This window comes from Sphingobacterium sp. UBA7038, assembly GCF_002494055.1.
GTDB classification, from domain to species: domain Bacteria; phylum Bacteroidota; class Bacteroidia; order Sphingobacteriales; family Sphingobacteriaceae; genus Sphingobacterium; species Sphingobacterium multivorum.
Genome location: NZ_DLAV01000020.1, coordinates 148,329 through 173,170, shown reverse-complemented (window position 1 = coordinate 173,170; position 24,842 = coordinate 148,329). Strand labels below are relative to the sequence as shown.

The 24,842-nt window shown below is 37.9% G+C and carries 33 protein-coding genes; 22 read left to right on the top strand and 11 right to left on the bottom strand.

Features of this window, described 5'->3' with window-relative positions; all coding sequences use genetic code 11:
* Window positions 1-118 precede the first annotated feature (118 nt).
* The 7 genes from B3H30_RS14355 to B3H30_RS14325 all read left to right on the top strand — a co-directional run bounded on the left by B3H30_RS14355 (window position 119) and on the right by B3H30_RS14325 (window position 3,856).
* On the top strand, window positions 119-472 hold the full coding sequence (locus B3H30_RS14355; RefSeq protein ID WP_070565675.1) for an arsenate reductase family protein: 354 nt from the start codon (window positions 119-121) through the stop codon (window positions 470-472).
* Window positions 473-1,187: 715 nt separating this feature from the next.
* A complete protein-coding gene (locus B3H30_RS14350; RefSeq protein ID WP_217493528.1) occupies window positions 1,188-1,586 on the top strand; it encodes a hypothetical protein in 399 nt (132 codons plus the stop codon).
* Window positions 1,587-1,658: 72 nt separating this feature from the next.
* Window positions 1,659-1,835 carry a hypothetical protein gene (locus B3H30_RS14345; protein ID WP_217493527.1) on the top strand — a complete coding sequence of 59 codons (177 nt, stop codon included), beginning with the start codon at window positions 1,659-1,661 and terminating at the stop codon, window positions 1,833-1,835.
* A gap of 33 nt (window positions 1,836-1,868) precedes the next feature.
* Window positions 1,869-2,606, top strand: coding sequence for a DUF1266 domain-containing protein (locus B3H30_RS14340; RefSeq protein WP_070565427.1), 738 nt, complete (start codon window positions 1,869-1,871; stop codon window positions 2,604-2,606).
* A gap of 1 nt (window position 2,607) precedes the next feature.
* Complete coding sequence (locus tag B3H30_RS14335) at window positions 2,608-2,805, top strand: hypothetical protein (protein WP_070565425.1); 198 nt, start codon at window positions 2,608-2,610, stop codon at window positions 2,803-2,805.
* 138 nt (window positions 2,806-2,943) lie between these two features.
* Window positions 2,944-3,318, top strand: a complete 375-nt coding sequence (locus B3H30_RS14330) for a hypothetical protein (protein ID WP_139144972.1) — start codon at window positions 2,944-2,946, stop codon at window positions 3,316-3,318.
* A 91-nt stretch (window positions 3,319-3,409) separates the two neighbouring features.
* Entirely contained in the window at window positions 3,410-3,856 is a 447-nt protein-coding gene (locus B3H30_RS14325) for a hypothetical protein (RefSeq protein ID WP_070565421.1), read from the top strand.
* Window position 3,857: 1 nt separating this feature from the next.
* Here the strand turns inward: B3H30_RS14325 and B3H30_RS14320 are convergent, their stop codons facing one another.
* On the bottom strand, window positions 3,858-4,307 hold the full coding sequence (locus B3H30_RS14320) for a hypothetical protein (RefSeq protein WP_070565419.1): 450 nt from the start codon (window positions 4,305-4,307) through the stop codon (window positions 3,858-3,860).
* A 303-nt stretch (window positions 4,308-4,610) separates the two neighbouring features.
* Here B3H30_RS14320 and B3H30_RS14315 point away from each other — a divergent pair, with 303 nt between their 5' ends.
* A complete protein-coding gene (locus B3H30_RS14315) occupies window positions 4,611-5,045 on the top strand; it encodes an SRPBCC domain-containing protein (protein ID WP_070565417.1) in 435 nt (144 codons plus the stop codon).
* Window positions 5,046-5,090: 45 nt separating this feature from the next.
* On the top strand, window positions 5,091-5,876 hold the full coding sequence (locus B3H30_RS14310) for an alpha/beta fold hydrolase (RefSeq protein ID WP_046674583.1): 786 nt from the start codon (window positions 5,091-5,093) through the stop codon (window positions 5,874-5,876).
* 34 nt (window positions 5,877-5,910) lie between these two features.
* Here B3H30_RS14310 and B3H30_RS14305 read toward each other — a convergent pair whose 3' ends face one another.
* Complete coding sequence (locus B3H30_RS14305; protein ID WP_046674694.1) at window positions 5,911-6,111, bottom strand: YqaE/Pmp3 family membrane protein; 201 nt, start codon at window positions 6,109-6,111, stop codon at window positions 5,911-5,913.
* 285 nt (window positions 6,112-6,396) lie between these two features.
* On the opposite strand from B3H30_RS14305, the gene B3H30_RS14300 reads away from it, so the two are divergent.
* Window positions 6,397-6,600 carry a hypothetical protein gene (locus B3H30_RS14300; protein ID WP_139144971.1) on the top strand — a complete coding sequence of 68 codons (204 nt, stop codon included), beginning with the start codon at window positions 6,397-6,399 and terminating at the stop codon, window positions 6,598-6,600.
* A 106-nt stretch (window positions 6,601-6,706) separates the two neighbouring features.
* Here B3H30_RS14300 and B3H30_RS14295 read toward each other — a convergent pair whose 3' ends face one another.
* Window positions 6,707-7,252, bottom strand: coding sequence for a hypothetical protein (locus B3H30_RS14295; protein WP_070565414.1), 546 nt, complete (start codon window positions 7,250-7,252; stop codon window positions 6,707-6,709).
* A 343-nt stretch (window positions 7,253-7,595) separates the two neighbouring features.
* Here B3H30_RS14295 and B3H30_RS14290 point away from each other — a divergent pair, with 343 nt between their 5' ends.
* Window positions 7,596-7,946: a GNAT family N-acetyltransferase gene (locus B3H30_RS14290; protein WP_254667696.1), complete on the top strand. Its 351-nt coding sequence runs from the start codon at window positions 7,596-7,598 to the stop codon at window positions 7,944-7,946.
* A gap of 200 nt (window positions 7,947-8,146) precedes the next feature.
* Here the strand turns inward: B3H30_RS14290 and B3H30_RS14285 are convergent, their stop codons facing one another.
* Both B3H30_RS14285 and B3H30_RS14280 read right to left on the bottom strand, forming a co-directional pair.
* Window positions 8,147-8,995, bottom strand: coding sequence for a transglutaminase-like domain-containing protein (locus B3H30_RS14285; RefSeq protein ID WP_286709993.1), 849 nt, complete (start codon window positions 8,993-8,995; stop codon window positions 8,147-8,149).
* Window positions 8,996-9,003: 8 nt separating this feature from the next.
* A complete protein-coding gene (locus tag B3H30_RS14280; RefSeq protein WP_286709994.1) occupies window positions 9,004-9,345 on the bottom strand; it encodes a hypothetical protein in 342 nt (113 codons plus the stop codon).
* A 338-nt stretch (window positions 9,346-9,683) separates the two neighbouring features.
* On the opposite strand from B3H30_RS14280, the gene B3H30_RS14275 reads away from it, so the two are divergent.
* Window positions 9,684-10,469 (top strand): hypothetical protein, encoded by a 786-nt coding sequence (locus tag B3H30_RS14275; protein WP_139144970.1) that lies wholly within the window; start codon window positions 9,684-9,686, stop codon window positions 10,467-10,469.
* Between the two features lie 105 nt (window positions 10,470-10,574).
* Entirely contained in the window at window positions 10,575-11,714 is a 1,140-nt protein-coding gene (locus B3H30_RS14270; RefSeq protein WP_070565408.1) for an acyltransferase family protein, read from the top strand.
* Between the two features lie 135 nt (window positions 11,715-11,849).
* Here B3H30_RS14270 and B3H30_RS14265 read toward each other — a convergent pair whose 3' ends face one another.
* From B3H30_RS14265 to B3H30_RS14255, 3 genes are all read right to left on the bottom strand, one after another.
* Complete coding sequence (locus tag B3H30_RS14265; RefSeq protein WP_286834510.1) at window positions 11,850-12,347, bottom strand: hypothetical protein; 498 nt, start codon at window positions 12,345-12,347, stop codon at window positions 11,850-11,852.
* Between the two features lie 47 nt (window positions 12,348-12,394).
* Window positions 12,395-13,078, bottom strand: a complete 684-nt coding sequence (locus B3H30_RS14260) for a dihydrodipicolinate reductase C-terminal domain-containing protein (protein ID WP_286834508.1) — start codon at window positions 13,076-13,078, stop codon at window positions 12,395-12,397.
* A 140-nt stretch (window positions 13,079-13,218) separates the two neighbouring features.
* Window positions 13,219-14,274: an SDR family oxidoreductase gene (locus B3H30_RS14255; RefSeq protein WP_070565402.1), complete on the bottom strand. Its 1,056-nt coding sequence runs from the start codon at window positions 14,272-14,274 to the stop codon at window positions 13,219-13,221.
* An 88-nt stretch (window positions 14,275-14,362) separates the two neighbouring features.
* Here B3H30_RS14255 and B3H30_RS14250 point away from each other — a divergent pair, with 88 nt between their 5' ends.
* The 7 genes from B3H30_RS14250 (at window position 14,363) to B3H30_RS14220 (ending at window position 19,944) form a co-directional block, all read left to right on the top strand.
* Complete coding sequence (locus tag B3H30_RS14250) at window positions 14,363-15,151, top strand: AraC family transcriptional regulator (protein WP_286709996.1); 789 nt, start codon at window positions 14,363-14,365, stop codon at window positions 15,149-15,151.
* A gap of 140 nt (window positions 15,152-15,291) precedes the next feature.
* The gene (locus B3H30_RS14245; protein ID WP_083295905.1) at window positions 15,292-15,783 is read left to right on the top strand and encodes a DUF6624 domain-containing protein; all 492 of its coding nucleotides are present in this window, start codon (window positions 15,292-15,294) and stop codon (window positions 15,781-15,783) included.
* A gap of 106 nt (window positions 15,784-15,889) precedes the next feature.
* Complete coding sequence (locus B3H30_RS14240; protein ID WP_070565398.1) at window positions 15,890-16,477, top strand: TetR/AcrR family transcriptional regulator; 588 nt, start codon at window positions 15,890-15,892, stop codon at window positions 16,475-16,477.
* A gap of 149 nt (window positions 16,478-16,626) precedes the next feature.
* A complete protein-coding gene (locus tag B3H30_RS14235; protein WP_070565396.1) occupies window positions 16,627-16,920 on the top strand; it encodes a hypothetical protein in 294 nt (97 codons plus the stop codon).
* Between the two features lie 7 nt (window positions 16,921-16,927).
* Window positions 16,928-17,158 carry a hypothetical protein gene (locus B3H30_RS14230; RefSeq protein ID WP_046674596.1) on the top strand — a complete coding sequence of 77 codons (231 nt, stop codon included), beginning with the start codon at window positions 16,928-16,930 and terminating at the stop codon, window positions 17,156-17,158.
* A gap of 273 nt (window positions 17,159-17,431) precedes the next feature.
* Window positions 17,432-18,487 (top strand): NAD(P)-dependent alcohol dehydrogenase, encoded by a 1,056-nt coding sequence (locus B3H30_RS14225; RefSeq protein WP_201639082.1) that lies wholly within the window; start codon window positions 17,432-17,434, stop codon window positions 18,485-18,487.
* Between the two features lie 158 nt (window positions 18,488-18,645).
* Window positions 18,646-19,944: a cryptochrome/photolyase family protein gene (locus B3H30_RS14220; RefSeq protein ID WP_115049318.1), complete on the top strand. Its 1,299-nt coding sequence runs from the start codon at window positions 18,646-18,648 to the stop codon at window positions 19,942-19,944.
* A 79-nt stretch (window positions 19,945-20,023) separates the two neighbouring features.
* On the opposite strand, the gene B3H30_RS14215 is transcribed toward B3H30_RS14220, so the two are convergent.
* Window positions 20,024-20,806: an alpha/beta fold hydrolase gene (locus tag B3H30_RS14215; RefSeq protein ID WP_204991071.1), complete on the bottom strand. Its 783-nt coding sequence runs from the start codon at window positions 20,804-20,806 to the stop codon at window positions 20,024-20,026.
* A 221-nt stretch (window positions 20,807-21,027) separates the two neighbouring features.
* Here B3H30_RS14215 and B3H30_RS14210 point away from each other — a divergent pair, with 221 nt between their 5' ends.
* The gene (locus B3H30_RS14210; RefSeq protein ID WP_046674600.1) at window positions 21,028-21,582 is read left to right on the top strand and encodes a cysteine hydrolase family protein; all 555 of its coding nucleotides are present in this window, start codon (window positions 21,028-21,030) and stop codon (window positions 21,580-21,582) included.
* Between the two features lie 85 nt (window positions 21,583-21,667).
* Here the strand turns inward: B3H30_RS14210 and B3H30_RS14205 are convergent, their stop codons facing one another.
* Both B3H30_RS14205 and map read right to left on the bottom strand, forming a co-directional pair.
* The gene (locus B3H30_RS14205; RefSeq protein WP_286709998.1) at window positions 21,668-22,519 is read right to left on the bottom strand and encodes a helix-turn-helix domain-containing protein; all 852 of its coding nucleotides are present in this window, start codon (window positions 22,517-22,519) and stop codon (window positions 21,668-21,670) included.
* Between the two features lie 560 nt (window positions 22,520-23,079).
* A complete protein-coding gene (gene map / locus B3H30_RS14200) occupies window positions 23,080-23,841 on the bottom strand; it encodes a type I methionyl aminopeptidase (protein WP_286709999.1) in 762 nt (253 codons plus the stop codon).
* A gap of 336 nt (window positions 23,842-24,177) precedes the next feature.
* Here map and B3H30_RS14195 point away from each other — a divergent pair, with 336 nt between their 5' ends.
* On the top strand, window positions 24,178-24,813 hold the full coding sequence (locus tag B3H30_RS14195; RefSeq protein WP_070565384.1) for an NAD(P)H-dependent oxidoreductase: 636 nt from the start codon (window positions 24,178-24,180) through the stop codon (window positions 24,811-24,813).
* Window positions 24,814-24,842: the final 29 nt, after the last annotated feature.

The following is a 24,842-nucleotide window of genomic DNA, read 5'->3' as shown; positions in this document are numbered from 1 at the left end:
TAAACGTTTAGGACGCAAGTGGTATTTTATTTAAACTGTTTGTGATCTTGTTCGTATTTTTGCCTTATCCAATAATTGTTTTTCTTTATCACAAAGATACCCTTTACATGTTATGGCCATGATTAAAATTTATCATAATAAAAATTGTAGCAAGAGTTGTAATGCATTGGAAGTGCTACAGCATCAAGCTCTGGATATAGAAGTGCAGGAGTACTTAAATGATGTTCCAACCAGAGACCAGTTGATTGAATTATTGGGGCAACTCAATTTAAAACCTTTGGAACTTATCAGAAAAGGAGAATCTGTTTTTCAGGAAAAATTCCAAAATCTTCATTTGACCGATGAGCAATGGATCGATGCGATGTTAACGTATCCGGTCTTAATTGAGCGACCTATCGTTGTAAAGGATGGTGTAGCCGTAATTGGTCGACCTATTGAAAAAGTTGTAAAGCTCATTCTGGCTAAACAATAAAGTTGGATTGATCCCTGTAACTTCTTTTTTATGAAGCATTTTATGAATATATTGACAGCTTTGTTCGATATTTTTTTTAAACTATTTGTCTGATCTAACTCATACTTATCTTCAGTGATCTGAACAGACTATTATTTGAGCAAATTAAGTTTATTGATGTCAAAGAGGCTATCTATGGTTATGTTTACTTAATCAAGGGCTTGCTGACGTATTCGGATGCAATATGCTGGTCATTTTTTTCTTATCATTTTCAAGGGCAACAAAGGAAAGATCAGACAGTACTCGGATTCTAGCTTTCGACAGTGCTTAGTCAGTGCTTGTTCAGTGATTACTCAGTGCTTGTTCAGTGATCATTCAGTGTAGACTGAATAAACAATGATTGACTACTGTCTAAAAATTGATTTAAAACTGTTATTAGATACAATTTGCTATCAATGTATTTCAGTTTTATCCTTGATGTCTATGACCTACTCTAGTAAATAAGGAAATCATACAGTCTACTTGTATTTAATTGGTTAAAATATTTGAAATTAACAATTGTCATGTTGTTTTCAAATATTGATTGTTAAGCTACAAATATCGCTAAGTTTTGACCTAATATGGGTTGCAGATTTAAGGGGTGAATAATTATGTGCAGATTTACGGTGATCAATGAAAACATGGGGTATGTTTTCACGATTTTACAGATTTAAATACTTCATTAAATATTTTTAGTTTGAAAAGAGTCCTCATTATCCTGTTCATATTGCTGGTTTCATTTTTAATTGCAGCGTTTTTTATAAAAGTCAACAAGAGGGAAACCTTACTCTATAAGATACAGCAGTGGGTTAGCTACGATGCAGCAGAATGGGAAAATTACAAAAAAAATAAGCAGCTATTGGCTTCCGGAGCCACCGAAGTAACGACGACAGAAGTGACGGCTGCCGAAGATGATCTATATCCGGTCGATACGAATCGCATATCGCCGGAATTTAGGGCTTTAGAAATCGAAAAAATTAAAAAGGCAGATTTTGGGCGAATAGTAATAGCAAAGTTACGACCCGATCATGAGGATGCACAAATTGCATTAATTCATCTCACAGATCGTAAATTGACCGATGTGATAATCAATTAGAAGATTAATATTAAAGTTGGAACTTGTTTTGAAAACCCAAAAACAGCAGGTAATTATCGCTGTGTAAGTTGTATGATTTTACTTTACAATCGAGAGAAGAAAGATTGGGTTGAAGCTCCAAACGGCGAGAATTTCTTGAAAAATGCCTATGATTTCTACCAGGCGTCCGAAGGGGATATTTGGCAAGCACGCGAGCTGTCCATGAGAATCCCGTACGATTATGCGCTGGTACCAAAATATAGTAAGTAAGATTTCTTTTAAGTAGTTAATATCAATACCGTTATGTTTAAATTTTTGAAAGAATTATTGAATGCGGCAAAGGAAGGTGTAAATGAAGCCAAAGATGAACTTACTTTGAAAGCCGAAGAGGAAAAAAGGGCGGGAAGTTTAGTATCTGATAACACTGTACTTCTGAATATTCCTTATGAAGAACAGTTTGGTAATGCGCTAGGAGCCGCATTTAGAGTGATTGTTTTTGGGGATTGGTTTACGGTATTCGGAAGTACCGGAGATGATGGTAGTTATCCGATTCACTTATATCAATTTGGTAATTATCCAAGAATTGATCAATATAGAAGTGATTTTATCAAATTGCTAAAGAGAGATTTTGGTATAACGGATAGAGAAACTTGTCTTCAAATGTTGAGTTCATACTTTACGTTACTTGGGATAGAAAAGACAGGGACCGCATTGGAGGGAAAAAACGGCAAAATTGATACATCCATTTGGGATATCTCCAAATCAGGGGTAAATGCCTTTGTTGTTGCTGTAGTGAGTCATATTACGACATCCGCAACGGACGTTGGATATTTAACAAAACCTGTGGCATTAAATGTTCTCAAGAGTTTGTCACTATATGCGAGAAAGCATTTTATTGATTGGTTGCAATTTTCCGATTATTTCCTGGAAGGAGAAGATCAAGTTGGTGTAAACAGTAAAATTGGGAAATCTTACTTGAAAAGGTATATTGGGTATCTTAAAGAAAAGAAAGGAAGTCCTTGGAATAATATCGCATGGTAGAATGGTAATCATTCCGTCTGAGTGTTGTCTCACGTGGCCTTCACATCCACTACATTTTACAGCTTTGGATTTGCTGTATCAATTTGAACAACAAATCGCTCAGAAACAACTCGGTGACCATAGCTATTTCGAAGGATTAGATGCTATCGAGAAAGATGAAGGGGGAATTCCGATGTTCTATCTGACTTGTGGAAGTTAATTTCTTTTTGTGGAATAAATGAATTCTAAAGGCATCATTTTGGTTCTCAGTTGTGTGTTGATCGTTGTCATGTTGATAGAAGTCTATAGGAAAAATGTAGCTAAGAAATATTTATACGGTGTTAAAAAAAGCTATGAAATGAATGATCATTTTGAGACAGATAAATTAAGAAAACTGTCATCACGTCCCTTTTTATTTGGTATAGAAGATAATCTGCTAAGTGACGAAGATTATTTTTTTGATGAAAATTATTTCTACGCTGTCGGTCGAAGAGGCGGGGCAGGTAGATCCTTTAGGTTAGTGGATATCATTGAGCTTCGTAGGACATCGACTCAAATTAATAATCACTATATCTGGCAAGTCGTCGTTCAATTGGATAGTAAGGGACAGTCCATTTTCAGTTTTACGCATAACTATTCCCTCTGGAATAGGAATTTCTATGCTTTTTATCAAAAAATACGGGAACTAAATCCACATGCAATCAAATCAAAATGGAGTTTGTGGAGGATGTAACAAATTCAATTTCAGCGTTTGTTTTGTACAGAAAAAGTTGTCGTAACTAAAACCGTAATCTAATAACTTTTGTTATCCTAAGTAAAAGTTTATGGGCAAATTACGATTATTGATCATGAATGTGTTGGCAATTTTTATTTATGGAGCTTGTCAATTTCCTCAGCGCCCACCACAATCCAGTACAAATGAATCTAATCACAAGGCACAAGAATTACCTTCTAACGTAACCTTTTTTGGTGGTGGAAGATCTAAGGAAATGAATATGGTATCAGGGAAAACAGATACTATTTTCATTTCAGTCCATCAGGCAGATTCGGTTCTTATCAAAATAAAAACTCCCATGGATACAGCCAATGTACGAATTAGTCAGCTTTTTCTGCCCGATGGTTCTTCTGATGGCCCTTTTGGCAAAGAGTTTACCTATAGATTTAAAGATATTGGCCAATATCATATTACTGTGAATGAGAATAAAATGATAGGGAATCATTATTCAGGGCCATATCTAGTGCAAATTGTGCCAATAGTTCAATCTTTCTAGGCTATTCGACATCACCTTTGTATTTAATCGTATTATTTACATAAAGTGCTGATTTTTTAGCATCATATTTATAGTTATCCTTTTGGTAAATGTCGTTTTCAACTTTATCTAGGATGACGGTTTTTTTACTGTCATCAGGTATGAATAATTCTACCTTTGATTTATCCTCGCTAAGGACAACAAAGGCACTAATGACAGCTTTTCCTTCTTCTTTCTCCGTTGGATTTAGGCGTAAGCCAACATTAAAGACCTGGATACATCGTTGTTTGATCTCACTCCAAGTTTGTCCTGCCGCGACCAAACAACCGTGCTCATCCTTGTTGCCGCCGATTGACGGGGTTACTTCTTCCTTGCTTTGATCACCTGCTTCTTTGGATTCATTGTTCTTGGGAGTATTATTACAGGCCGTGAAAGTAACAAGACTCATTGCTATAAATGCTAATTTTCTCATTTAAATCGGTTTTTATATGTTCCATGAGGTTCGTACAATAAATATACCACAGTCATCAGTTTATTCTTTAATCGACCCACTACGTTAAATTTTCCTCCTTTAATTAGCTATAAAGTGTATCTCTACAGTATCGCAGAAAAATGTGTAGCGTAGGTCAATATTGTCATAGGACAAGTCGAATTTCTGTATAGTTTATTAATATTGTGATGTCGTTCAATGTAGCCTTTTATCTCAGTACATTGAACGGAATGATTTTAAACCGGTGTAGATAGATAAAAGGATTCTTATCATTTAAAACATCCTATGAAACATAAAGATCAACCTGTAAAAAAATTGGTTTCGGTTATTTTAGTTGAAAAGCAGCTAGCCGATGTTTGGAAATACTGGAATGATGCTGATGCCATTATGCAATGGAATATTCCATTTGACGATTGGCACTGTCCGGCTGCTGGTATCGATTTTAGGGAAGGAGGGATGTTTAATTTTAGAATGGAGCAAAAAAATAGTCGCGAAGGATTTGATTATGTGGGTGTGTACGATGAGATTATTTGGATGGAGTCTATTGAAAGTAACAGTGGGGGAAGAAAGTGTATTGTGGAATTTCAGGCGATTGACAACAATACAATTATTCGCGAAACTTTCGACCCTGATCCGTTTACAAGTTTGGACCTGCAACAGTCTTTTACCGATGGGGTCTTGTTAAGTTTTAAAAAATTTATAGAAAACAAATCGCTGTAGAAGCGTGTTGCTAATGATAAAAATATAGACCATTTAGTATAAATTATGCGTGAAATAGAATCGAAAAGCGGTTATGCACCTGCTAACGGGATAAAACTTTACTACGAAATATTTGGCACAGGAAAACCTCTCGTTCTTATTCATGGTGGTGGCTCCTCCGGTTTTTCGGATTTTGAGGAGACTGTAAAAAGGTTGCATGATCAGTATCAGTTGATTTTGATAGATCTCCAAAATCATGGAAGATCCGATCATCGATCCTCAGCTGAAACATTCGAGCAGGATGCCAAAGATATTTTGGCTGTTCTAGATTTTCTTTCCATCGGAAAAGCTTCGTTTTTTGGCTTTAGTAATGGAGCGACAACCCTTTTGAAATTTGCGACGATGTATCCAGACAAGGTCGAAAAGCTGATAGCAGCATCTGGAAATACCAAAAGAGAGGGGCTTCTGGATGGTTTTTTTGAAAGTATGGAAGCGTCAACTATTAACGATATGCCGCCATTTCTGAAAGAGAATTTTATGAAGCTGAACCCAGATCCAGAGAAGTTTAGAAATATGTATGAAAAAGACAGCCAGCGCATGATACACTTTCAGGATTTTGACGCCGAATCCTTAACGCGTTTGACCTGCCCCGTATTTTTGCTAGGCGGAGACCAAGATGTTGTGAAAACGACACATTTAGCTGCTATGCAACAGCAGATTCCTGCTGCACGATTACTTATTCTACCGGCAAATCATGGCAACTATATGATGGCTGATTTTAATGGCGATGTCAACGTTGAACTGATTGATTTTACATTAAAACAAGTACAACAATTTTTGGAATCTAAATGATGTTCGGGTTATCGAATAACGGAGCCCTAATGATTTATCGGTAATTACGCATATTGCGTTCCAATTTACGCATGCGCTGTTCATTTTTCCCGTCAACACGCGATGCAACCGCCCATATGGCTGCGGGTATCCAACCAAGTATAGTTATCTGAAGGATCAAACAGAGAATGCCACTTAGAATTTTACCACGTAAAAAAAACGATAACCAAGGAAGTAAAACTGCTATTAGTATCATAAGTAAAAGGTTTATAAACATTAAAATACAAAATTACGGTATTCACTACTAAAAATTGCAAATAATATCAACTTAAGCAAAATAAGTAGTTTTTTTTAGAATTGTAATGTATTGATATATAACGCTTAGTGGTTTTGCCCTGTTAGCTTTTGTAAATGTTAAGAAAACTTAAAACATGCTATTGGATAGCCAAATTTAAAAATTTTAAGGAGGAGTGGCACCAAAGTTGATGTTTCCCTGTCGAATATTTTAGATGCAGATTACATATAATAAATGACGGAAAACATGGGAAACGATAATAATATTATTGAGAATTTAAACAGCAAATATCATGGATATCTAGAAGATGAGGGGAAATGGCTCAATGAAGGATTTAAGAATATTTTCATCGATGGGGAACCAAGTAAAGCAAATCTGAAAACCTCGGTTTATCTGATGTTACCCCAAGAGATCAGAGAATATGTCGATCAGTTGTTGCCCAACGATTGATTATAAAATTATACGAACAAGTAAATCAAATTAAAAGTTTACTAGGATCAGTTTGTCCTGATTTTAGTAAACTTTCTTCTTTAAAAAAAAGGACCAGTGAATCTTATTAAATGCCGAATTCTTTCACGGTTTGGCAAATTTGCTCTTTTTGTTTTCGGCTTAATACGTTCAACATGGTCAGGGTTTCTTTACCTTGAAAAGTCTCAAGCTCAAGTCTCGGACCCAACCAATTGCTTTCAATAATGCGGATATTAACGATTTGAATGTAGGGCACGAATACCAGCACATCCAAATCTGCCAAAGCCCAGACACTCCCGGTCTTTTTTTCGATCCGTTTAAAATACAATCCTTTTTTATCTGTCCGGGCTCGGATAACTTTCCTGCTGTTTTTTAGAAGAAGGAAGCCGCCGATAATAAAAGATAAGTGGAGTAACAGCATAAATAATGAGACTAAAAAGCGAAATACGTCTTTAAAGTCAAGTACCATGGCGCTGAAATTCTCTTTAAGTGAATTATGAGGATGATAACCGATAAAACAAGTCGATATCCCCATTAAAATCAAAATACTGCCAATGATAATGGATCGCCAATTTGGTAGGTAATAATTGATAAAGGTTTCACTGTCTGTAACTGCTAATTTTCTCCTTTTCATATCTAAATATAGGGACCTTATAAATTGACTGCATCGAAGAATTACAATTCGTTCAGAAGCATTTATAATTCGACAACTATTAGTTATAAGGGCATGAAGTCTGTTTTTGAAATTATTATGAACTTGTTTATTGGTCGCATCGAAATCCATGCTACCGAAGATTGGACCACTGTACATGTGCTATCTGGATGAGGTTGATACGAAAGAGTTAGGATACATTTACACTATAAATCAAACTATTTAATGAAATGAATTATAACATTAGAAAGGCAAGTCTTGAGGATCTTGATCAAGCAGCAACGTTATTCAATCTTTATCGAATTTCTATAGACAGGAATCGGATTTGGAAAAAGCCAAAGAATTTTTGAGGGAGCGATTTTTGAACGGAGAGTCAGAAATCTTTTTGGCAATTCAGGGCGAACATACGGTTGGTTTTGTTCAGCTTTATAAATTGTTTCATTATACTAAATTGCAGCGGCAGTGGTTGTTGAGTGATCTATTTGTGCATCCTGATCATCGGAGTAAAGGTCTTTCGGTTCGGCTTATAGATCGAAGTAAAGCTTGGTGTGAAGAGACTGGAGCTTGTGGTCTGATGCTTGAGACCGAGAAAACAAATGTTATCGGTAATAGTCTTTATCCGAGGTGTGGATTTGAATACGACGGCATGCATAACTATTATCATTGGTGGCGATAACTTTAATTGGATCGTCAGTGCACTCCAGCGCCTGGCGATCCAATTGGCAACTGAGATTAATTAGACGGCATCGACAGTCATTTTACCCCATTGGGCACTGCTGCCTGGATTAAGATTTTGAATCCGTGCTATCACTTCATCACCCACTGTTTTGTCAAAAATATTTTTCATAATTTCAATTTACGAAATAATAATCTACATTAATTGAAGTATAATATCACATTTAAAGGCTCATCGTTTACAGTTACTTTCTTTTCGGTAGGCCCACTTTTATTGCTGTACCTCAATGTATAAGACTGATTTTTTTTCACGATAAATGTTAAATGATCATTCGCATCCTGCAGTTTAGTAGCAGTCGAGCCTCCGCCAATTTGATCATTTCCTTGGAAGATATCTACATTGCATTTTGTTCTTCCTTCCGGTTGACATTGATCCTTACTGAGATACATGGTTACGTTTAGACGGGTGTAAGATTTGTCCTTCAATTGTTGGCTATATTGCTGATTGAATAGATCAATATAGCGCTGAGAAACATTATCGGCATACACTTCTGTTTCACTCCACGCCGGGAATGAGGTAGCTGCCGGTTTGTAGGAAGCCGCATAAATAGAATGTTCCTTGCTATTCGGATCGGCTTTACCCGCGTCTGCTAAAAACCAGCTGTAATTCAGGTCTTTGTCCGGATAATATTCAGTAAAATACCATTTACCATTAATCCACACCTCGACCCAACTGTGGTTACCACGGTTGTCATGCCAGTTTGGCGTTCCCGCAATCCGAGCCGGTATACCTACTGATCGCAATGCGTCGATCAATAAAATGGATAATCCGGTACAAGAAGCCATTCCTTGGCTTATCGATTCAGATGGATTTTGATCTGCTTTTTTTCGTTGCGTATTGTAATCGACTTTCACTTCATCTCTGATATTCTTATTTATGGCTACAATGGCATCTTTTATCGTTTTGCTATTTGTCACATATTTTGAGAAACGATCGTAGAAGTCACCACGCCAATCGTCGAGATCTTCAGAAAATACCCGATAGGGCAATACCTCATTTAGAAAAATTGAATCTGGAATTTCCTTTGCCCAGGAAAACGTTGATCTTGCCTGGTAAGCCTTTTCAATATTATGGATAAGATGCTCTTAATAGTCGTTAAATCATTCTTGGGCATATAAGCTATGAGAAAAGCTGCCCCTTCACGCATTTCTTTGGGTAGATTTGCTAGTACTTTCTCTAATTCAGTGCGATTCATGCCGGCAGCTTTTAGTGCATTTTTGACCGGTTTTTGATACTGACTTGGCAACGAGGAAAGCTTGAAATCTTGTGCAGATACGTTGAAAAAAATGGCTGTAGACAAACAGCAGAAAACGAAAGAAAATACCTTTTTGAACATCATATGAGCTTGCTTGTTCTTGATCTATTTAAATTAACACAATTTGTATATTTCAAACATAGATAAATTGATTTTTATATGTAAGAATACGTTTTATAGTCTGACTAGTAGCTTGGAAGCCCAATTTACTTAGTGATGTTTCTGAATTTGAGCAGAAGGACTCCCAAATAGCAAGCGACCACGAATGATGTACTTTTGGATTGCGCTGCACTTCTAAAAAGTCAAAAGGTGTTAATCCCGCACAATTTCATTTGCAAATGAATACAAATTTATTTTAGTTTGAAGATCTTTACGGCAAAGTAAAGATCATAACCCAAAAAATAATTTAAATGACAATTCCGATGAAGCCGTTTCATTTTCTATATTATAGTGTATGCTGTCTGATCCTTTTATCGGGTATGCTGTATTCCTGTCAATCGCAAGATCCAGACAGGGTGATACTTGAAAAATTGGATAGAACCTTTAATGCATCCAAATTTTATGGCCCCAAGATAAAAAGGAGCGAAGAGTTGCTGCATGCGGACGTTAAAAGTATGGATAAGAAAGAGTTGAAAGAAGTCTTTGAAACTGCCATATTTAAAAAGGATACGCTTGCTGTTTTTAATTCAGAAGGGAGTTTGCCAACACCATTTTATATCGAGTCTACTGCAGCCTGGGGAACACGAAAATTAAAGCCGGTCAGAGATTTCGGTTATCGTTACACCACGGTTTCTTACAATGAAGATAAGGACACCATAGCCATATTAAACGGAGTTCCTTTTCCAGCGTTGACAGTGGCAGAGGATAAAAATGGTGAATTTGCTTATCTATATGCACTGAAGACTTCAAAAAATAAAGATGATTTTCAAAATATTTACAACTATCTACAGAAGACGTTTACAAAATTGAAGGTTCAAGATGATGCGGGAAGTGATATAAAAGGTTGGGAAAATAAAGACTTTTACTATTTTTTGCATAAAAAAAATAGAAGGGAAGAACAGATTTTTTCATTTGGAGAAGATGAAGACGACAAGCCGACGACTACAGACATCACCGATATCCGTTTGGAAATTTATTCTAAAATTTACATCCAAAATATGCAAAAAGAGCAGGTTTACTTACCGGATTATATTCCCAGTGTTAATTAACAGCCTTTAAAAATGGGGCACCGGTAAACTTGTTACAAATCTGCATGGACGATTTTGTTTATATTTACGTCCTTGTAAAAAAATCAATCAAATCGTTTTGTTTTTATGTCCGATACTCAAATACCGACTTCCGTTTATGCAGATACCAAACCACATTATGCAGTACTTGACGGGTTACGCGGTGTAGCAGCTATAACTGTTGTTTGCTTTCATATTTTTGAAGCCTTTGCGACGAGCCATTTAGACCAGCGTATTAATCACGGTTATTTGGCCGTTGACTTTTTCTTTATGCTTTCAGGTTTTGTCGTGGGCTATGCTTATGACGATCGTTGGAAGACAATGACAATAAAAGAATTTATCAAGCGTCGGATAATACGTTTACATCCGATGGTTGTAATGGGTGCGATCATTGGAGCAGTCATGTTTTATTTTCAGGGATGTTCTGTTTGGGATGTGACTAAGGTGACATTTTCTTCGCTGGCAATCGCGACCCTTTTGAATGCCTTGTTGATTCCTGCCATTCCAGGGCAAGAAGTGAGAGGGCTTGGGGAGATGTTTCCATTAAATGGGCCGAGCTGGTCGTTGTTTTTCGAATACATCGGTAATATTCTGTATGCATTGATTATTCGTAGATTTTCAACCAAAGTATTGGCTGGGCTCGTTGTTTTATTCGGGATAGGGTTGGCGGCCTTTGCGATATTGGGACCTTTGGGAGATATCTGTGCTGGTTTTTCACTCACAGAAACGGAATTTACGGCGGGTTCACTTCGTCTTTTGTTTTCATTTACAGCAGGCTTATTCTTATCTAGAGTATTTAAGTCTTTACAGATCAAGGGCGCATTTTGGATTTGTAGTTTGATCCTAGTGCCACTTTTGGCTATGCCGCGCATTGGTGGTGCCGAGCAACTATGGATGAATGGTTTATACGACACGCTATGTTGTGTCGTGGTTTTCCCTTTACTCGTTGTGTTAGGCGCTTCTGGCAAGGGCGGTAATGGTATTACAAGTTGGCTTTGCAAGTTTTTAGGTGATATATCCTATCCTTTGTATATGGTACATTATCCCTTTATCTATCTATACTATGCTTGGGTTAAGAATGAAAATCTGAGTTTTGAAGAGTCGTTGCCCGGAGCAGCGGCTGTCGTGATCGGAAGTATTGTGCTTGCATACGGCTGTTTGAAGTTATACGATATACCCGTACGGCAATATTTGTCAAAACGATTTCTAAAGGCAAAAGGGAAATAGATGCTAGCAAACTAATCCTATTATTTATTATAAAATAAGAAAACACCATTTTTTGGTGTTTTTTTATGCATGTTACCTAGGACAGTGATCTGTACATAGAGAAAATATCTTGTCATGTTAAATAACGCTTCAATGTCAGTCTTTTTCAAAAAAAACGTTGTTATATTTCGACGAATAAAATACCAAATAGAAGCCTAAAGGGCTTCGGTATACCGTTGGATCTGAAGCAAGAATATGATGAGCGGGGAAGTCCATCCACAGTTTTAAGCGTGCGGATTGGTAAGGACAGACTGTTTCGATCTTGCCTTTGTAAACTTTGGATACTTTACCCGCACTTACGACGTTGAAATAAATCGAATCGTTATCCTTTATGACAAAATTGTAGCTATTATATTGCCAGTCAGCTTTTCCTGGGAACAGGTCACGCTTTATGTGGTAGGTACCATAATAATCTTCTTTTTTTAGGATTTTTGGGCTCGTGATCCATTGAAAAAATTGAGACAAAGAAAAAAGTATAATTGCGCCACCGATCAGAGATAAAATTGCATACCCGAAGAATCGTCTTTTTGTGATAACCCCGCATAACAGCAGAATTATCAGCAACGGTATAAAGATAAATACTCCAAATCCCATATTTTTAGACGTTGTGTAGAAAGCTCCTTTCTAAATTGAAAGTTTAACTAAAGTAGCCCCATAGCTACCAAATCGAATACAGTATGCCTTCTATTGGCTAATTTATTGTTGACACATGCTTCAAGGATTTTTTTGACACCATTTGAATAAGAATCATGTCCGAGGACCTTGGTCTCAATTTTAATTTCATCATTTTTATCTTTGATCACAATCTGATGGTAGGCATGCTTTTCTAAGTAGGCAACGGGAATATGGATTTTATAAGCTTGCGTTTTTGCATCGCGAATAGAGATAACGCGTTCATGAGCGACATGTAAAGAATTGGCTATATGATAAGCTGTACCTGGTTCAGTAAGCTTGGAGGACTGATGAGACTCCATAATAGATATTTCGTAGTCTTTGAAATTATGACCAAATTGTTGAAGCATATGGAGTGTTTTTAGCAAAAGTATGGAGGTATTTGGGCAAATGACAAGTGGAAACGCTGTCTCGAGCTTTTCGGTCTCTAGCCCTGTAGACAATTCAATGAATACCGAATCCGTACGTGCACAAAAATCAAGACAATCTTGCAGCTCCCGACCCGATCCGGCATGTATAATGATCGATGGCGACGACGTTGTAATGGATGGCTGCCAAGGTAGAATTTCTACATTGGGGATGGAATAATCGGCTTCCAGTATCGCGTTTGCCAGTTCTCCTGATCCAACTACAAAGGCTTTTTTTGTATTCATATTGTTTGTTTTATCAAAACATCTGCTATCCTTTTGACTATGAAACGATAAAATGATACCGGATGAAATTGCAATGAAGTAAAGGTTATGCTTGAGCCGGGTAAGTTACAAAAATAGACGGTAAAATTTAATCTTTGCTATTATGGAATTATTCTTTTTTTACGCATTTCGTCAAAGAGCTGATAAAACATTTGTTCGGTGTCAATAAATTCATGAAAGCCGAGACGCCTTGCCTTTGTGCCATCGGCAAAAAAATCATAATTCCAAGAAAATACAAAATCGCCAAAAGGCCAAGCTGAAACTTGATCATAGCTATAGCTTAATAAATGCTTTTCTTTTAATTTTTGCCATAAAGGCTCCTTGTCTGCCATCATTGTGTTGAGTGATAGCGGAATAGGATCAGCGCTTTCCATATCAAAATAGGCCGCTAATTTGGGCCATAGTTCCTTCCAGCGGAAGAGATCGCCGTTGTTAATGTTGAAGGCTTGATTGGCCGCTTGTGGATTGGTCGAGGCCCATACCGTTGCTTTGGCTAATAGTGTTGCATCGGTCATTTCCATCAATGTCTGAAAAGCGCCAATTTTTCCTGGAAATCGAAGTGGAATACCGAGTTCTTTTGAGATAGATGCATATACAGCAATGAGCATCGCTAGATTCATGGGATTATTGGGGGCCGTTCCACCAACAACTGACGGACGCATCGCTGACCAAGTCCATTTCTTACCCTTTTGCAATTGTTCGAGGTATTGCTGTTGGCTGGTATTGAATTCCGGCGGCATATGTCCGGCATCTGATTCTTTGGCTGGTGTCTTGAAAGGGCCCAGATGAGCACCATATACTTTATACCCTTGCATTAAGCTGATGTGCTGAAGATCACTTGCTACCGGTTCCACCGCGGTCAAAACATTGCTTAGCATTTTCATATTGGGCTCCACTAGCTCAGCCCAGGTCGGTCTATCCTGATAAGCAACGTAGTAAATATGGGTTACGGTATCCAAGTTGCCTAGCTTTTTGAGACAATCGGCTATATCCAATAAATCTACAGCGATAAAACGAACGTTAGCCCGATCGGCATTTGCTCGTCGTGATAAACCTATAATTTCCCATTCCTCCATCTTTTCAAGATAGTCTATGAGATTGTTGCCAACAACGCCATTGGCGCCAACAACTAAAGCGGTGTTTTTTCTAGTCTTCATCTTTCTATATTACTTATAGGGCCAAAGTTAGTTGGAAGCTTAGTGGGTTTTAATGTAAAAATCCAATATAATTAGGTATATTTCTGAAATGAAACGTTATCGTCAGTTTGAACCGGTGCTTATTTCAGGGTTTAAGATACTTGAATGGACTCATCCGGAACACAATCACAATCATTACGAGTTCATTTTTATTCGTGAGGGGACAGGGCGACATATTGTTAATGGGCATTCATTTCCTTACAAAGCAGGGTCGATCTTTCTACTAGGGCCAGATGACCAACATTATTTTGAAATCGAACAACTCACCCATTTTGTATATCTTAAGTTCACCGACGCCTACCTGGGTCGTAACAGTTCGGGTTCTACGTCCGCTATACAACAGCTGGAATATCTTATAAAAAGTAGAGAAACTCATCAGATGGGGTTTCAGTTAGTTGGAGAAGATAATGCGATAATAACACTGATCTTTGATACCCTTCTCTTATTAAGAAAAGATCAAATTGTAAATCAGGAGCTTATTTGGTTCCAATTATTCAGTGTTGTACATGTTTTGCAGCGGAATATGCCCGAATTGCGTAGCAATAGTTTTAAAAGCCGTGACCTGCAGGCCATGTTTTGTTATATCCATAAAAATATTTACGATCCCAATCGTTTACGGATACAAATAATGGCGGAGCATTTTAACATTGCCAACGATTATCTCGGTATTTACTTTAAACGTCAGGCAGGAATTACCTTACGCGAATATATTCAAAACTACCGCAATACATTAATACGTCAAAGAATAGCAACAGGAAGAGTTACCTTAAAGGAAATTGTCGCTGAATTTGGGCTGACTGATGTAAGTCACCTGAATAAGATTATACATAAAACGTAGTGTATTTCCGTCGATGTATTCAAATCAAATGTAATCTAGCAATAGTTGAGCAAAATAGCTTATGAATGTAATAGGTTACCGGCCGAGGCGGAAAGGATTTAGAGAAGTAAAATACGTATTAAAAATTTTAGAAAATTGAGATGTTATATAGAAATATTGCGGAAGAGATTATCCGATTAGCGCAGGACGACGAATCAATGCGGGAAAAGTTATTGCAGAGGGGAGAGCTTCATGGTGGATATCATGTGGAGATGGAAACAATTCACCGACGGAATGCAAAAAGATTACGTGAAATCATTGCCGAAATAGGTTATCCAACTATTTCAAAAGTCGGCGAAGCAGCTAGCAATTCAGCTTGGCTGATTGTTCAGCATGCGATAGGAGAACCTCAATTTATGCAAGATTGTTATCAGTTGCTTCTTGATAATATCTTGGACGTCAATCTCGCAAATCTGGCTTATTTGCACGATCGAATTCAGGTTTTCAAAAGTAAGCCGCAACGTTATGGGACACAGTTAAGCAGCTGTGGCAGTATTTATCCCGTGGAAGATAAAAATGCAATAAACAGCTTAAGGAGCACAATGAACCTTTTACCCCTTAATCCTAAAGAAATGAATAAATTGAAGATGTGAAGCGAATTCCATTTCTGGATCAGGAGAACGACACCTATAATGAGTGGCGAAAAAAAGTTGGCTGGGTGAATTGATTTTTCGACATTTTTTGTAGATTTGTCGATTAATGACAGGTCAACAAGAAAATATTAAAGAGGAAATTATCTTATCATCCATGAAAGTGTTTGAAACCTATGGATTTGCAAGGGTTTCCATGCAGGATATTTCAAAAGCTTGTGGAAAGGGGCGGAGCACGTTATATTACTACTTTACCAGTAAGATGGATGTCTTTGATGCGATTGCGGAGTACTTATGTCAGCAAGTGTTTGAGGTCGCGAGTAAAACTTATAACAGGGACGCTTCACTGGAAGATAATTTAGTTGGTTTTTTACAAGCAAAACTACGTCAGATTAATTTAATTACGAAACGTTTTCATCTCGCATTCGAAGATATGAAATCCGATCCGGCCCTGATGGTTTCAAAAACACGTTACATGCTGGACGACGAGATTAAGCTGATTCGTGAAATGATTGAATTAGCCGTTAGGAAAGAAGAAATTCAGGCCTTGGAGGAAAAGGATATCCTGTTTTTATCGGAAATGTTAGTGACAACATCACGTTGTTTTGAGCAGGAAGTTTTACTTTTTGATCGTTTTCCGGATTTTGAAGCTAGGCTTTCCTGGTTGACAAGTATATGTGTTAAGGGGCTGCGCTAGCCATTCGACAGGATAACGAGAAAAAGTTATTGTAAATAATAGGGACGTATATCGTTCTTTTTTTAGAAGGTGGTTTCGACAAAAATACAAAATATGTCTATTTTGATTGATCGATTCTTTTTATACAGACAATAAACAGGATGACAACTATGGTGTTAAATGCGAAAGTAGGCAAGTCGGTGGATAGCTTTGCATCAGAAAGATGCGTTTTGGTCATGGTGGAGACAGAGGAAACGATCCGCCCTGAAATGATGGGGGTACTGGATCCCGATATTGATTGTTATTTATTGATACACAATGATGTGGAGAGCTTGGATAGCCTCGCTCTTGCGCTGGAAAATGAAAATAAAAAGGTTCGACTAGCCCGAGATTTTGAGGAACTGAAACAGATGCCTTTTTTGAACCACCAATTACAACAAATTGCCGTTAAAATTTTGAAATAATCTAAATATGTATAAAGTTGTTTATTCTTTATCTCGTAAGCTGAAGTGGAAAGCCAGCGAGATTTATCATTTTCTCTATCAGAGTTTCCCGGAGATAAAAAATATTGATTTATTGTTGGATGATCAGCAATTTTTGCTTGTCCTGCGGATTAGTACCCGATTGGAATTTTCTATTCTGAACATCTGCCAGAAACAGGGGTTGGCAATGCAATTTGTACAGGTAGAAGATACTGATTAATCCGTCTGTACAGGTAGAAAATCCTGACGAACCCGTGCGGTTTACAAAGCTTAGCTTATCGCAGATGTTCAAGCATGATGCGGTGAGCCGTAAAGAAACAGCAACTTGAGCTTTATGGCAACATAATTCTGAAAGTTGCTTTTTACTTTTGTTATCGTTCCTTCAAAACATTTTTTCCATCCATTGGTTAATTTTATCGTGCGGATGGAATCTGTGTTGTACATAGGAATTTTATGCAGTCATTTAAAACAGAAAACAACAATTTTATCAAGTATGAGTACATTTTCAATTAGAGCTTTTGGAACAAGTGCACCAACGGCCGATCTAAAACAGATGGATATTGAACGTCGCGAAGTGACGGAGAAAGATGTCGAGATTGATATCTTATTTTGTGGAGTTTGCCATTCGGATTTACATACAGCGCGAAACGAATGGGGTGGGACCGTTTATCCGAATGTACCCGGCCATGAAATTGTGGGGCGAATTACTCAAGTTGGCTCAGCGGTGACCAAGTTTAAAGTCGGCGATTTGGCTGGTGTAGGCTGTATGGTAGATAGTTGTCGCGAATGTGAAAGTTGTAAGGAAGGACTGGAACAATATTGTGAAAGTGGAAATATTCAAACCTACAATGGACACGATAAGCACCTTAATAAACAGACATTCGGCGGTTATTCCGAACGCGTTGTAGTAGACCAGGATTTTGTGCTCCACATTCCTGAAAATTTGGATCTTGCAGCAACAGCGCCTTTATTATGTGCTGGAATTACCACTTATTCGCCTTTGAGGCATTGGAATGTGGGACCAGGAAAAAAAGTAGGTATCGTAGGTATCGGCGGCTTGGGACACATGGGGGTAAAAATAGCGAAAGCAATGGGAGCACAAGTTGTTGTCATTACAACGTCTGCGTCTAAAGTGGATGACGCCAAACGTTTAGGTGCCGATGAAGTGATCTTGTCAACTGATGCAGAACAAATGAAAGCGCATGCGGGAACTTTACATTTCATTTTAGATTGTGTTTCGGCACAGCATGACATCAATGCCTATTTAAGTTTATTGAAACGAGATGGTTCCCTGACTCTTGTTGGTGCTCCTGAGCATCCACTTCCTGTGGCTCCTTTTAGCCTGATTCCAACACGTAAGAGTTTTTCAGGTTCGATGATCGGGGGGATAGCCGAAACACAGGAGATGCTTGATTTTTGTGGTAAACACAATATTATATCCGACATAGAGCTGATTAAAATGCAGGATATCAATCATGCTTATGATAGACTATTGAAAAGTGATGTTAAATACCGGTTTGTTATTGACATGGCAAGTTTGAAAAACTAACACAATAAAATTATTCAATGCTGAACCATCAAGGGGAATTTCAAGTACCTTTGATGGTTCAGTCTGTTTATAGAGGTATTTTTACCTAATTATTGAGTTAACCTTTTACCCTTTAAAATTGTTAACATGGGTAATGATGGTAAATATTGGTCGTTTTTATGGAAAAAAATAAAATTATTGTGTTTTGGTTTCGTCGTGATTTACGGCTGGATGATAATGCCGGGCTTGCTCGCGCGCTGGCTTTGGGTTATCCGGTACTACCTATATTTATATTTGACGAGGAAATTTTGATGCAATTGGAGGATAAAAGGGATCGACGTCTTCATTACATCCATCAGGCTTTAACCCGTATCAATACTATACTAGGGGAAAGTGGTGCAACGTTGAATACGTTCTATGGTAAACCTATCGCTATCTACAGGAACTTGGTTGAAAAATTTGATGTGCAGGGCGTCTATTGTAATCGGGACTATGAGCCAATGGCAATTGCGCGGGACAAAGAAATTTTTGAGTTCTTTCAAGCTAAGGGAATTCCCTTCAAAGCTGTGAAAGATCAGGTTATTTTTGATAAAGCAGATATCTTAAAGAATGATGGGACACCATATACGGTTTATACGCCTTATGCAAAAAAATGGCGTGAGAAATTACGTCCTGAGGACCATCGTTCCTATACCTACGCAATGGAACCCTTCGTTCAGCAAAAGCATCAGCAGATCATTTCTTTGGAGAACTTAGGTTTTTTAGAGACCGATCTTAGCTTTAAAGAACCACACCTGGATGCTACTATCATTGATCACTATGATAAAACCCGCGATTATCCAGCGTTAATGGGCACTACTCATTTGGGGATAGCACTTCGTTTTGGAACAATCAGTGTACGTCGGTGTGTTACCTTTGCTTTAAAACACAATGCGACCTGGTTGTCTGAATTGATCTGGCGTGAATTTTTTATGCAGATTCTCTATCACTATCCGCATGTTGTTACCGAATCCTTTAGAAAGCAATACGACGCCATACAATGGCGGAACGATGAGGTAGAATTCCAGCAATGGTGTGAAGGACAGACCGGATATCCTTTAGTAGATGCGGGTATGCGCCAATTGAATACTTCCGGTTATATGCACAATCGCGTACGAATGGTCGTAGCCAGTTTTCTTTGTAAACACCTTTTGATTGACTGGAGGTGGGGGGAGGCCTACTTTGCGCAAAAATTAAATGATTATGATCTGTCGGCCAACAATGGTAACTGGCAATGGGCCTCAGGCAGTGGCTGCGACGCAGCCCCGTATTTCAGGGTTTTTAATCCGACGCTTCAGGCTGAGAAGTTCGATAAAAATCAGGAGTATATAAAAAAATGGGTTCCTGAATTAGGTACTCCAGCCTATTGTGAGCCTATGGTTGACCATCAGATTGCCCGTGATCGTGCGATAAAGACCTACGCAAAGGCGTTGAAATAATAGAATTGAATGTCTACATCTTACGAGAGGTTTTAAGGACCAACAAGTCGGAGTAGACATTCAATGTATCTCATTTTTATCAATCTAAAAACTCGGCAACGAATGCGTCGAATACCTGTGGATTTTCAGCTTGAACCCAGTGACCAGCATTAGGAATTGTTTTAAATACGGCATTTGGAAATTGTTCCCTGATCTTAATCTTATCTTCAGGTAATATGTATCTTGATTTTTCTCCTGGTAGAAATAATGTGGGGCCGTTGAATATTCCTGATTTTACCCCGACAGTAATAAACTCCGTATATTTATTTTTTAAAACATCCAGATTAAAGCGCCAATCTAATTTTCGATCTTCTCTGATATATACATTTTTCAATAAAAATTGGATAACACCCGGATCGCTCAAGTAGTGTTCAATCTTTACTTGTACATCTTTCCTGTTTTCTAGTGTTGTAATATCTACAGCAGATAGCGCGTCGAATATGTCCTCATGATGTGGAGGATAAGCTTTCGGAGCTATATCAGCGATGATCAGTTTTTCAATCTTTTCAGGATGGTCAATAGCAAATTGCATCGCTACTTTTCCGCCTAGAGAATGGCCCAATAGCAATACTTTATCTGCTCCAATGGATGCAATATAGGACAGCAGATCGTCTACCATAACTTCCACCGACATATCTTCACTATGGAAACTTCGTCCGTGATTACGAAGATCGAGTAGATGTACCTGTCTTTTCTCGCCAAAACTACGACCAAAGGATCCCCAGTTGTCTGCCATGCCAAAAAGCCCATGTAGGACAATTAATGGAGTGCCACCGTTATCTGCGCCATATATTTTGCTGTGTTGTAATTCTTTCAATGCCATGATATCTATTATTACGATTTATCACCTGTATGTGACGTGTATATGCAGCGAAGTTAGCTTTTGTTGGTGATTTTTTGATCGAAATTATGTAAAACATTACATAACTTTCTATCCATCCCGTCTTATCGCTCTTATCAAAATGGTAGTATTTGGTGATTTATTGGTAGGTCATCGCCGCTAAATCCAGCTTAATTTTGTATTAAACTTAATTCATAAAATAGATGAGAAATAGCGCATTAATAGTCATTGATATTCAAAACGAGTATTTTGAAGATGGCGGAATGGAACTTGTGGATCCCTTAAAGGCAGGGATGAACGCCAGAAGAGTGATCGACCAATTTAGGCGAGAAAAGTTACCTGTGGTTCATATCCAACATATTTCCTCAGATCCAAAAGCAATGCCATTCTTTATTGATGGCACAAGAGCTGCCGAAATTCATGAAAGCGTGAGTCCAATGCCAAACGAGCTAGTAATACGTAAACATTTTCCCAACAGCTTTAGAGAGACAGAATTATTGGATTACCTTCGCAGCAATAAGGTCGAGAAACTTGTTGTCGTAGGCATGATGACCCATATGTGTATCGACGCTACGGTACGCGCCGCTGTCGATTTAGGTTTTTCATGTACTGTAATTGCTGATGCCTGTGCAACGCGAGATCTTGAGATTAATGGTTCCGTAGTTGCTGCACTGGATGTTCAGCATGCCTTTCTTGCTGCTTTGGCGTTCTTTTATGCGCAGGTTCAGGATACCGAGACGTACTTGGCACGCTATTGATTTATAGGGAAATCGGGCCATGGGGAGGCCGATCTGCATGGCCCGATTTCCATAGCGACAATTTGTATAATAGATAATTCAACATTTATTTGGATTCCTGAATAAATGCACTTATGGTTTTTCCAGTTTGAGTTTTAAAAAAACGCATTAAATGATTGGGTTCTGAAAAGTTAAGATCAAAAGCAATTTGATTAACGGAATGGTCAGAGTGGATCAGCAGATCCTGAATCTCGAATAGTAACCGTTGTCGAAGTAAGTGGGCAGCTGTGGTATTAAACTGTGCCTTAACGGCCTGATTTAGTGTAATCCTACTTATTCCCATAAGTGTCGCATATTCGTTTACCCGTTGTTTCTTCCGAATGAACTGTTCCATAAGTTCTTTGAATTGATAGGCGAAGTTATTTTCCGCTTTTTGGTTCGGAAGCATATTTAAGCGTGCATATTTTCGGTTTAAAGTTTGCAATAGGTAATAAAGTAAAGAACGAATAATATGGACACTATCTGCTTGGGTTTCCATGAGTTCAAGTTTAATTTCGGCGAGAAGACCTAAGAATTTTGACATATGTGTGTCATCTGCTATAATCTGGGGTACATAACTAAGCTGGTAGAAATATAATAGTTTGTATGTGAATAATTTATCCGAAAAGAAATCATTTAAAAAGTCTTCCTGAAAAATCAATGTTGTAAACTCAAGGTGTTCAGGATCCAGTTCCCAGGTATGTTTCTGAAAAGCTGAAATAAAGATAATTGAATTGTCGGACAAGGAGAGGATCTCTTGCCCCAATATCAATCTGCCTTTCGCTTTTTTGAAAAATAGAATTTCAAAAAAGTCTTTATGGTAAGTTTCTTGATGTGTATAATCCGTTTCCATCTCGTTGAGGACATTCAACAAGAAGTCAACACCGCATTCTCCCTTATGGAATTTTATTGTTCTCAATCTAGATTACTTTAATCGATCAAAAATACTAAACTTTATAAGTTACACCAGCCGAAATACAAATATTATCGTAGCGTTTTATTCTGCATGTTTATTCAGGCAGCTGAGCAAGGAGTAAGGGTTGGAAGCGAAGAGTTTGGAACAAAGGTTTTCTAATGTTTGGTGTTTTTCAAAATAGTTTTCAAAACAGTTAAAAGACAATAGTTGAGGGAAATGTGAAGACGAGTGAAGCTGAATTTTGAACAGGAGAATAAAAATTTTATGAAAAGTGATTTTCATCACTTTTTTGTTGAGAAGAATAAGCTATTTTTACTGCTGTAGTCAGTTATCCAGTGGGATTAATCTTTGGGTTTGACAAAAATTATTTAGCCATAAAAATATATTATTTGGGGGTTTTCTCATTATGAGAGGCCCCTTAATTTTTTTAACAACCTCTATCCTGATGTAAAGGGTTGATGCACTATACCACAAGTTTGGAGTCTTATTTAAAGAAAATAGGTCTTTTCGATAGCTTTCAATAACTTGTTCGAAAAGACCTATAAGGATTTTCTTATTACGGGCTAGTAAATTGCATTCTGTACAGTTAATATAACGGGATAGCCATCGGTAACGAGAATCGTATGTTCGTGTTGTGCCATGAATCCACCTTTGTCACCAACCATTGTCCAGCCATCGTTGAGTTCGGTTGCGTAGGTGGAGGTCGTTGAAATAAAGGTTTCAATAGCAACAACGGTATTTTTTCGAAATCTTCGTTGGTCGAAGCGGTTTTTATAGTTAAGCAGTTCGTCGGGCTCCTCGTGCAGACTTTTTCCTACACCATGTCCGCCAAGGTTCTTGATGACTTTATACCCTCTTTTTTTAGCCTCAGTTTCGATTAGATGCCCAATATCGGCTATTTTCACACCACCACGAATATTATTGATTGCCTTTTGAAGAATTTCTTTCGATGCATTGACCAATTTTTCGTGTTCAAAGATGTCCTTTCCTATAACAAAGGAACAACCATTATCAGCCCAATATCCATCTAATTCGGCAGATACATCGATATTGATCAAATCGCCCTCTTGCAATATCCTTTCCGCCGTAGGTATTCCGTGGCAAAATTCGTTGTTTATACTGATACACGTGTAACCTGGGAAACCATAAGTGAGAGCGGGAGCAGAATTTGCACCCATACCTTTCAATATTTCGGCTCCATATTCGTCAAGCTCCTTCGTGGACATGCCCTCTTGAGCATATTCTATCATAGCCTTTAAGGTGATGGCAACGGCATCGCTCGCTTTTTGTATGCCTGTTAGCTCAGTTTCATTCGTTATAGACATCGCTGATGTTTTTATTTTTGAGCATGAAAGCTCAGTTTTCTATTTTGTTAGGGTATTACCACCGAGAACAAATAGTTCAAGGTCATTTTGTTATACCGGATATAAACCAATACAAAGGTCTTAATAAAATTGAATAAAATAGGCATTTATTTGCGATTAGAAGTAAATATACTGTGTTTTGGCTTTAAAAGTTTAGTAATAAATGCTGAATGCCAGTCTGTTTTTGTCCTAGTTTTTATTGTTTTATTTCTTGATTTTGATGTTTAGACATTTATTTTTTTATGTATCTTTATATAACTTTATGAAATTGCTATTGATCATTTAAATTAAAACAAAATGGCTTTATTGGATACTCTAGAATGGCGTTATGCCACAAAAAAATACGACCCTACAAAAAAGGTCGCTCAGGAAGATTTGGATAAGATTTTGGAGGCAGCACGGATGGCACCTAGCTCTTCTGGACTTCAACAGTTCCGTGTAATTGTGATTACGAATCAGGAATTAAAAGAAAAAATTGTGCCTGTGGCTTGGGGGCAACAAATAGTGGCTGATAGTTCACATCTATTGGTGTTCGCAGGATGGGATAGATACACCGACGAACGCATTGATAAAACCTTCGACAAGATGAATACCTTGAGAGGTTTACCTTTAGACAGCACTGACGAGTATAAAAATAGGTTGAAAGGCCAATTAGCAAGTTTTACAGAAGAACAACAAGCGGCACATGCGGCGAAGCAAGCTTATATTGCTTTTGGTTTGGCAATTGCGCAGGCAGCAGAACTAGGCGTTGATGCGACGCCTATGGAGGGTTTTTCAAATGCCGAATTGGATGAATTACTTGGTTTAGACAAGCTGGGATTGAAGAGTGCGGTTATGCTTCCGTTGGGTTATCGGATGGAAGAACAAGATTGGTTGTTGAAGCTGAAAAAATTTAGACTTCCAAAAGAGGAATTTTTGATTGAGCTCGCATAAATTGTAGTTCACGTTAAAAAAAGCGTTTC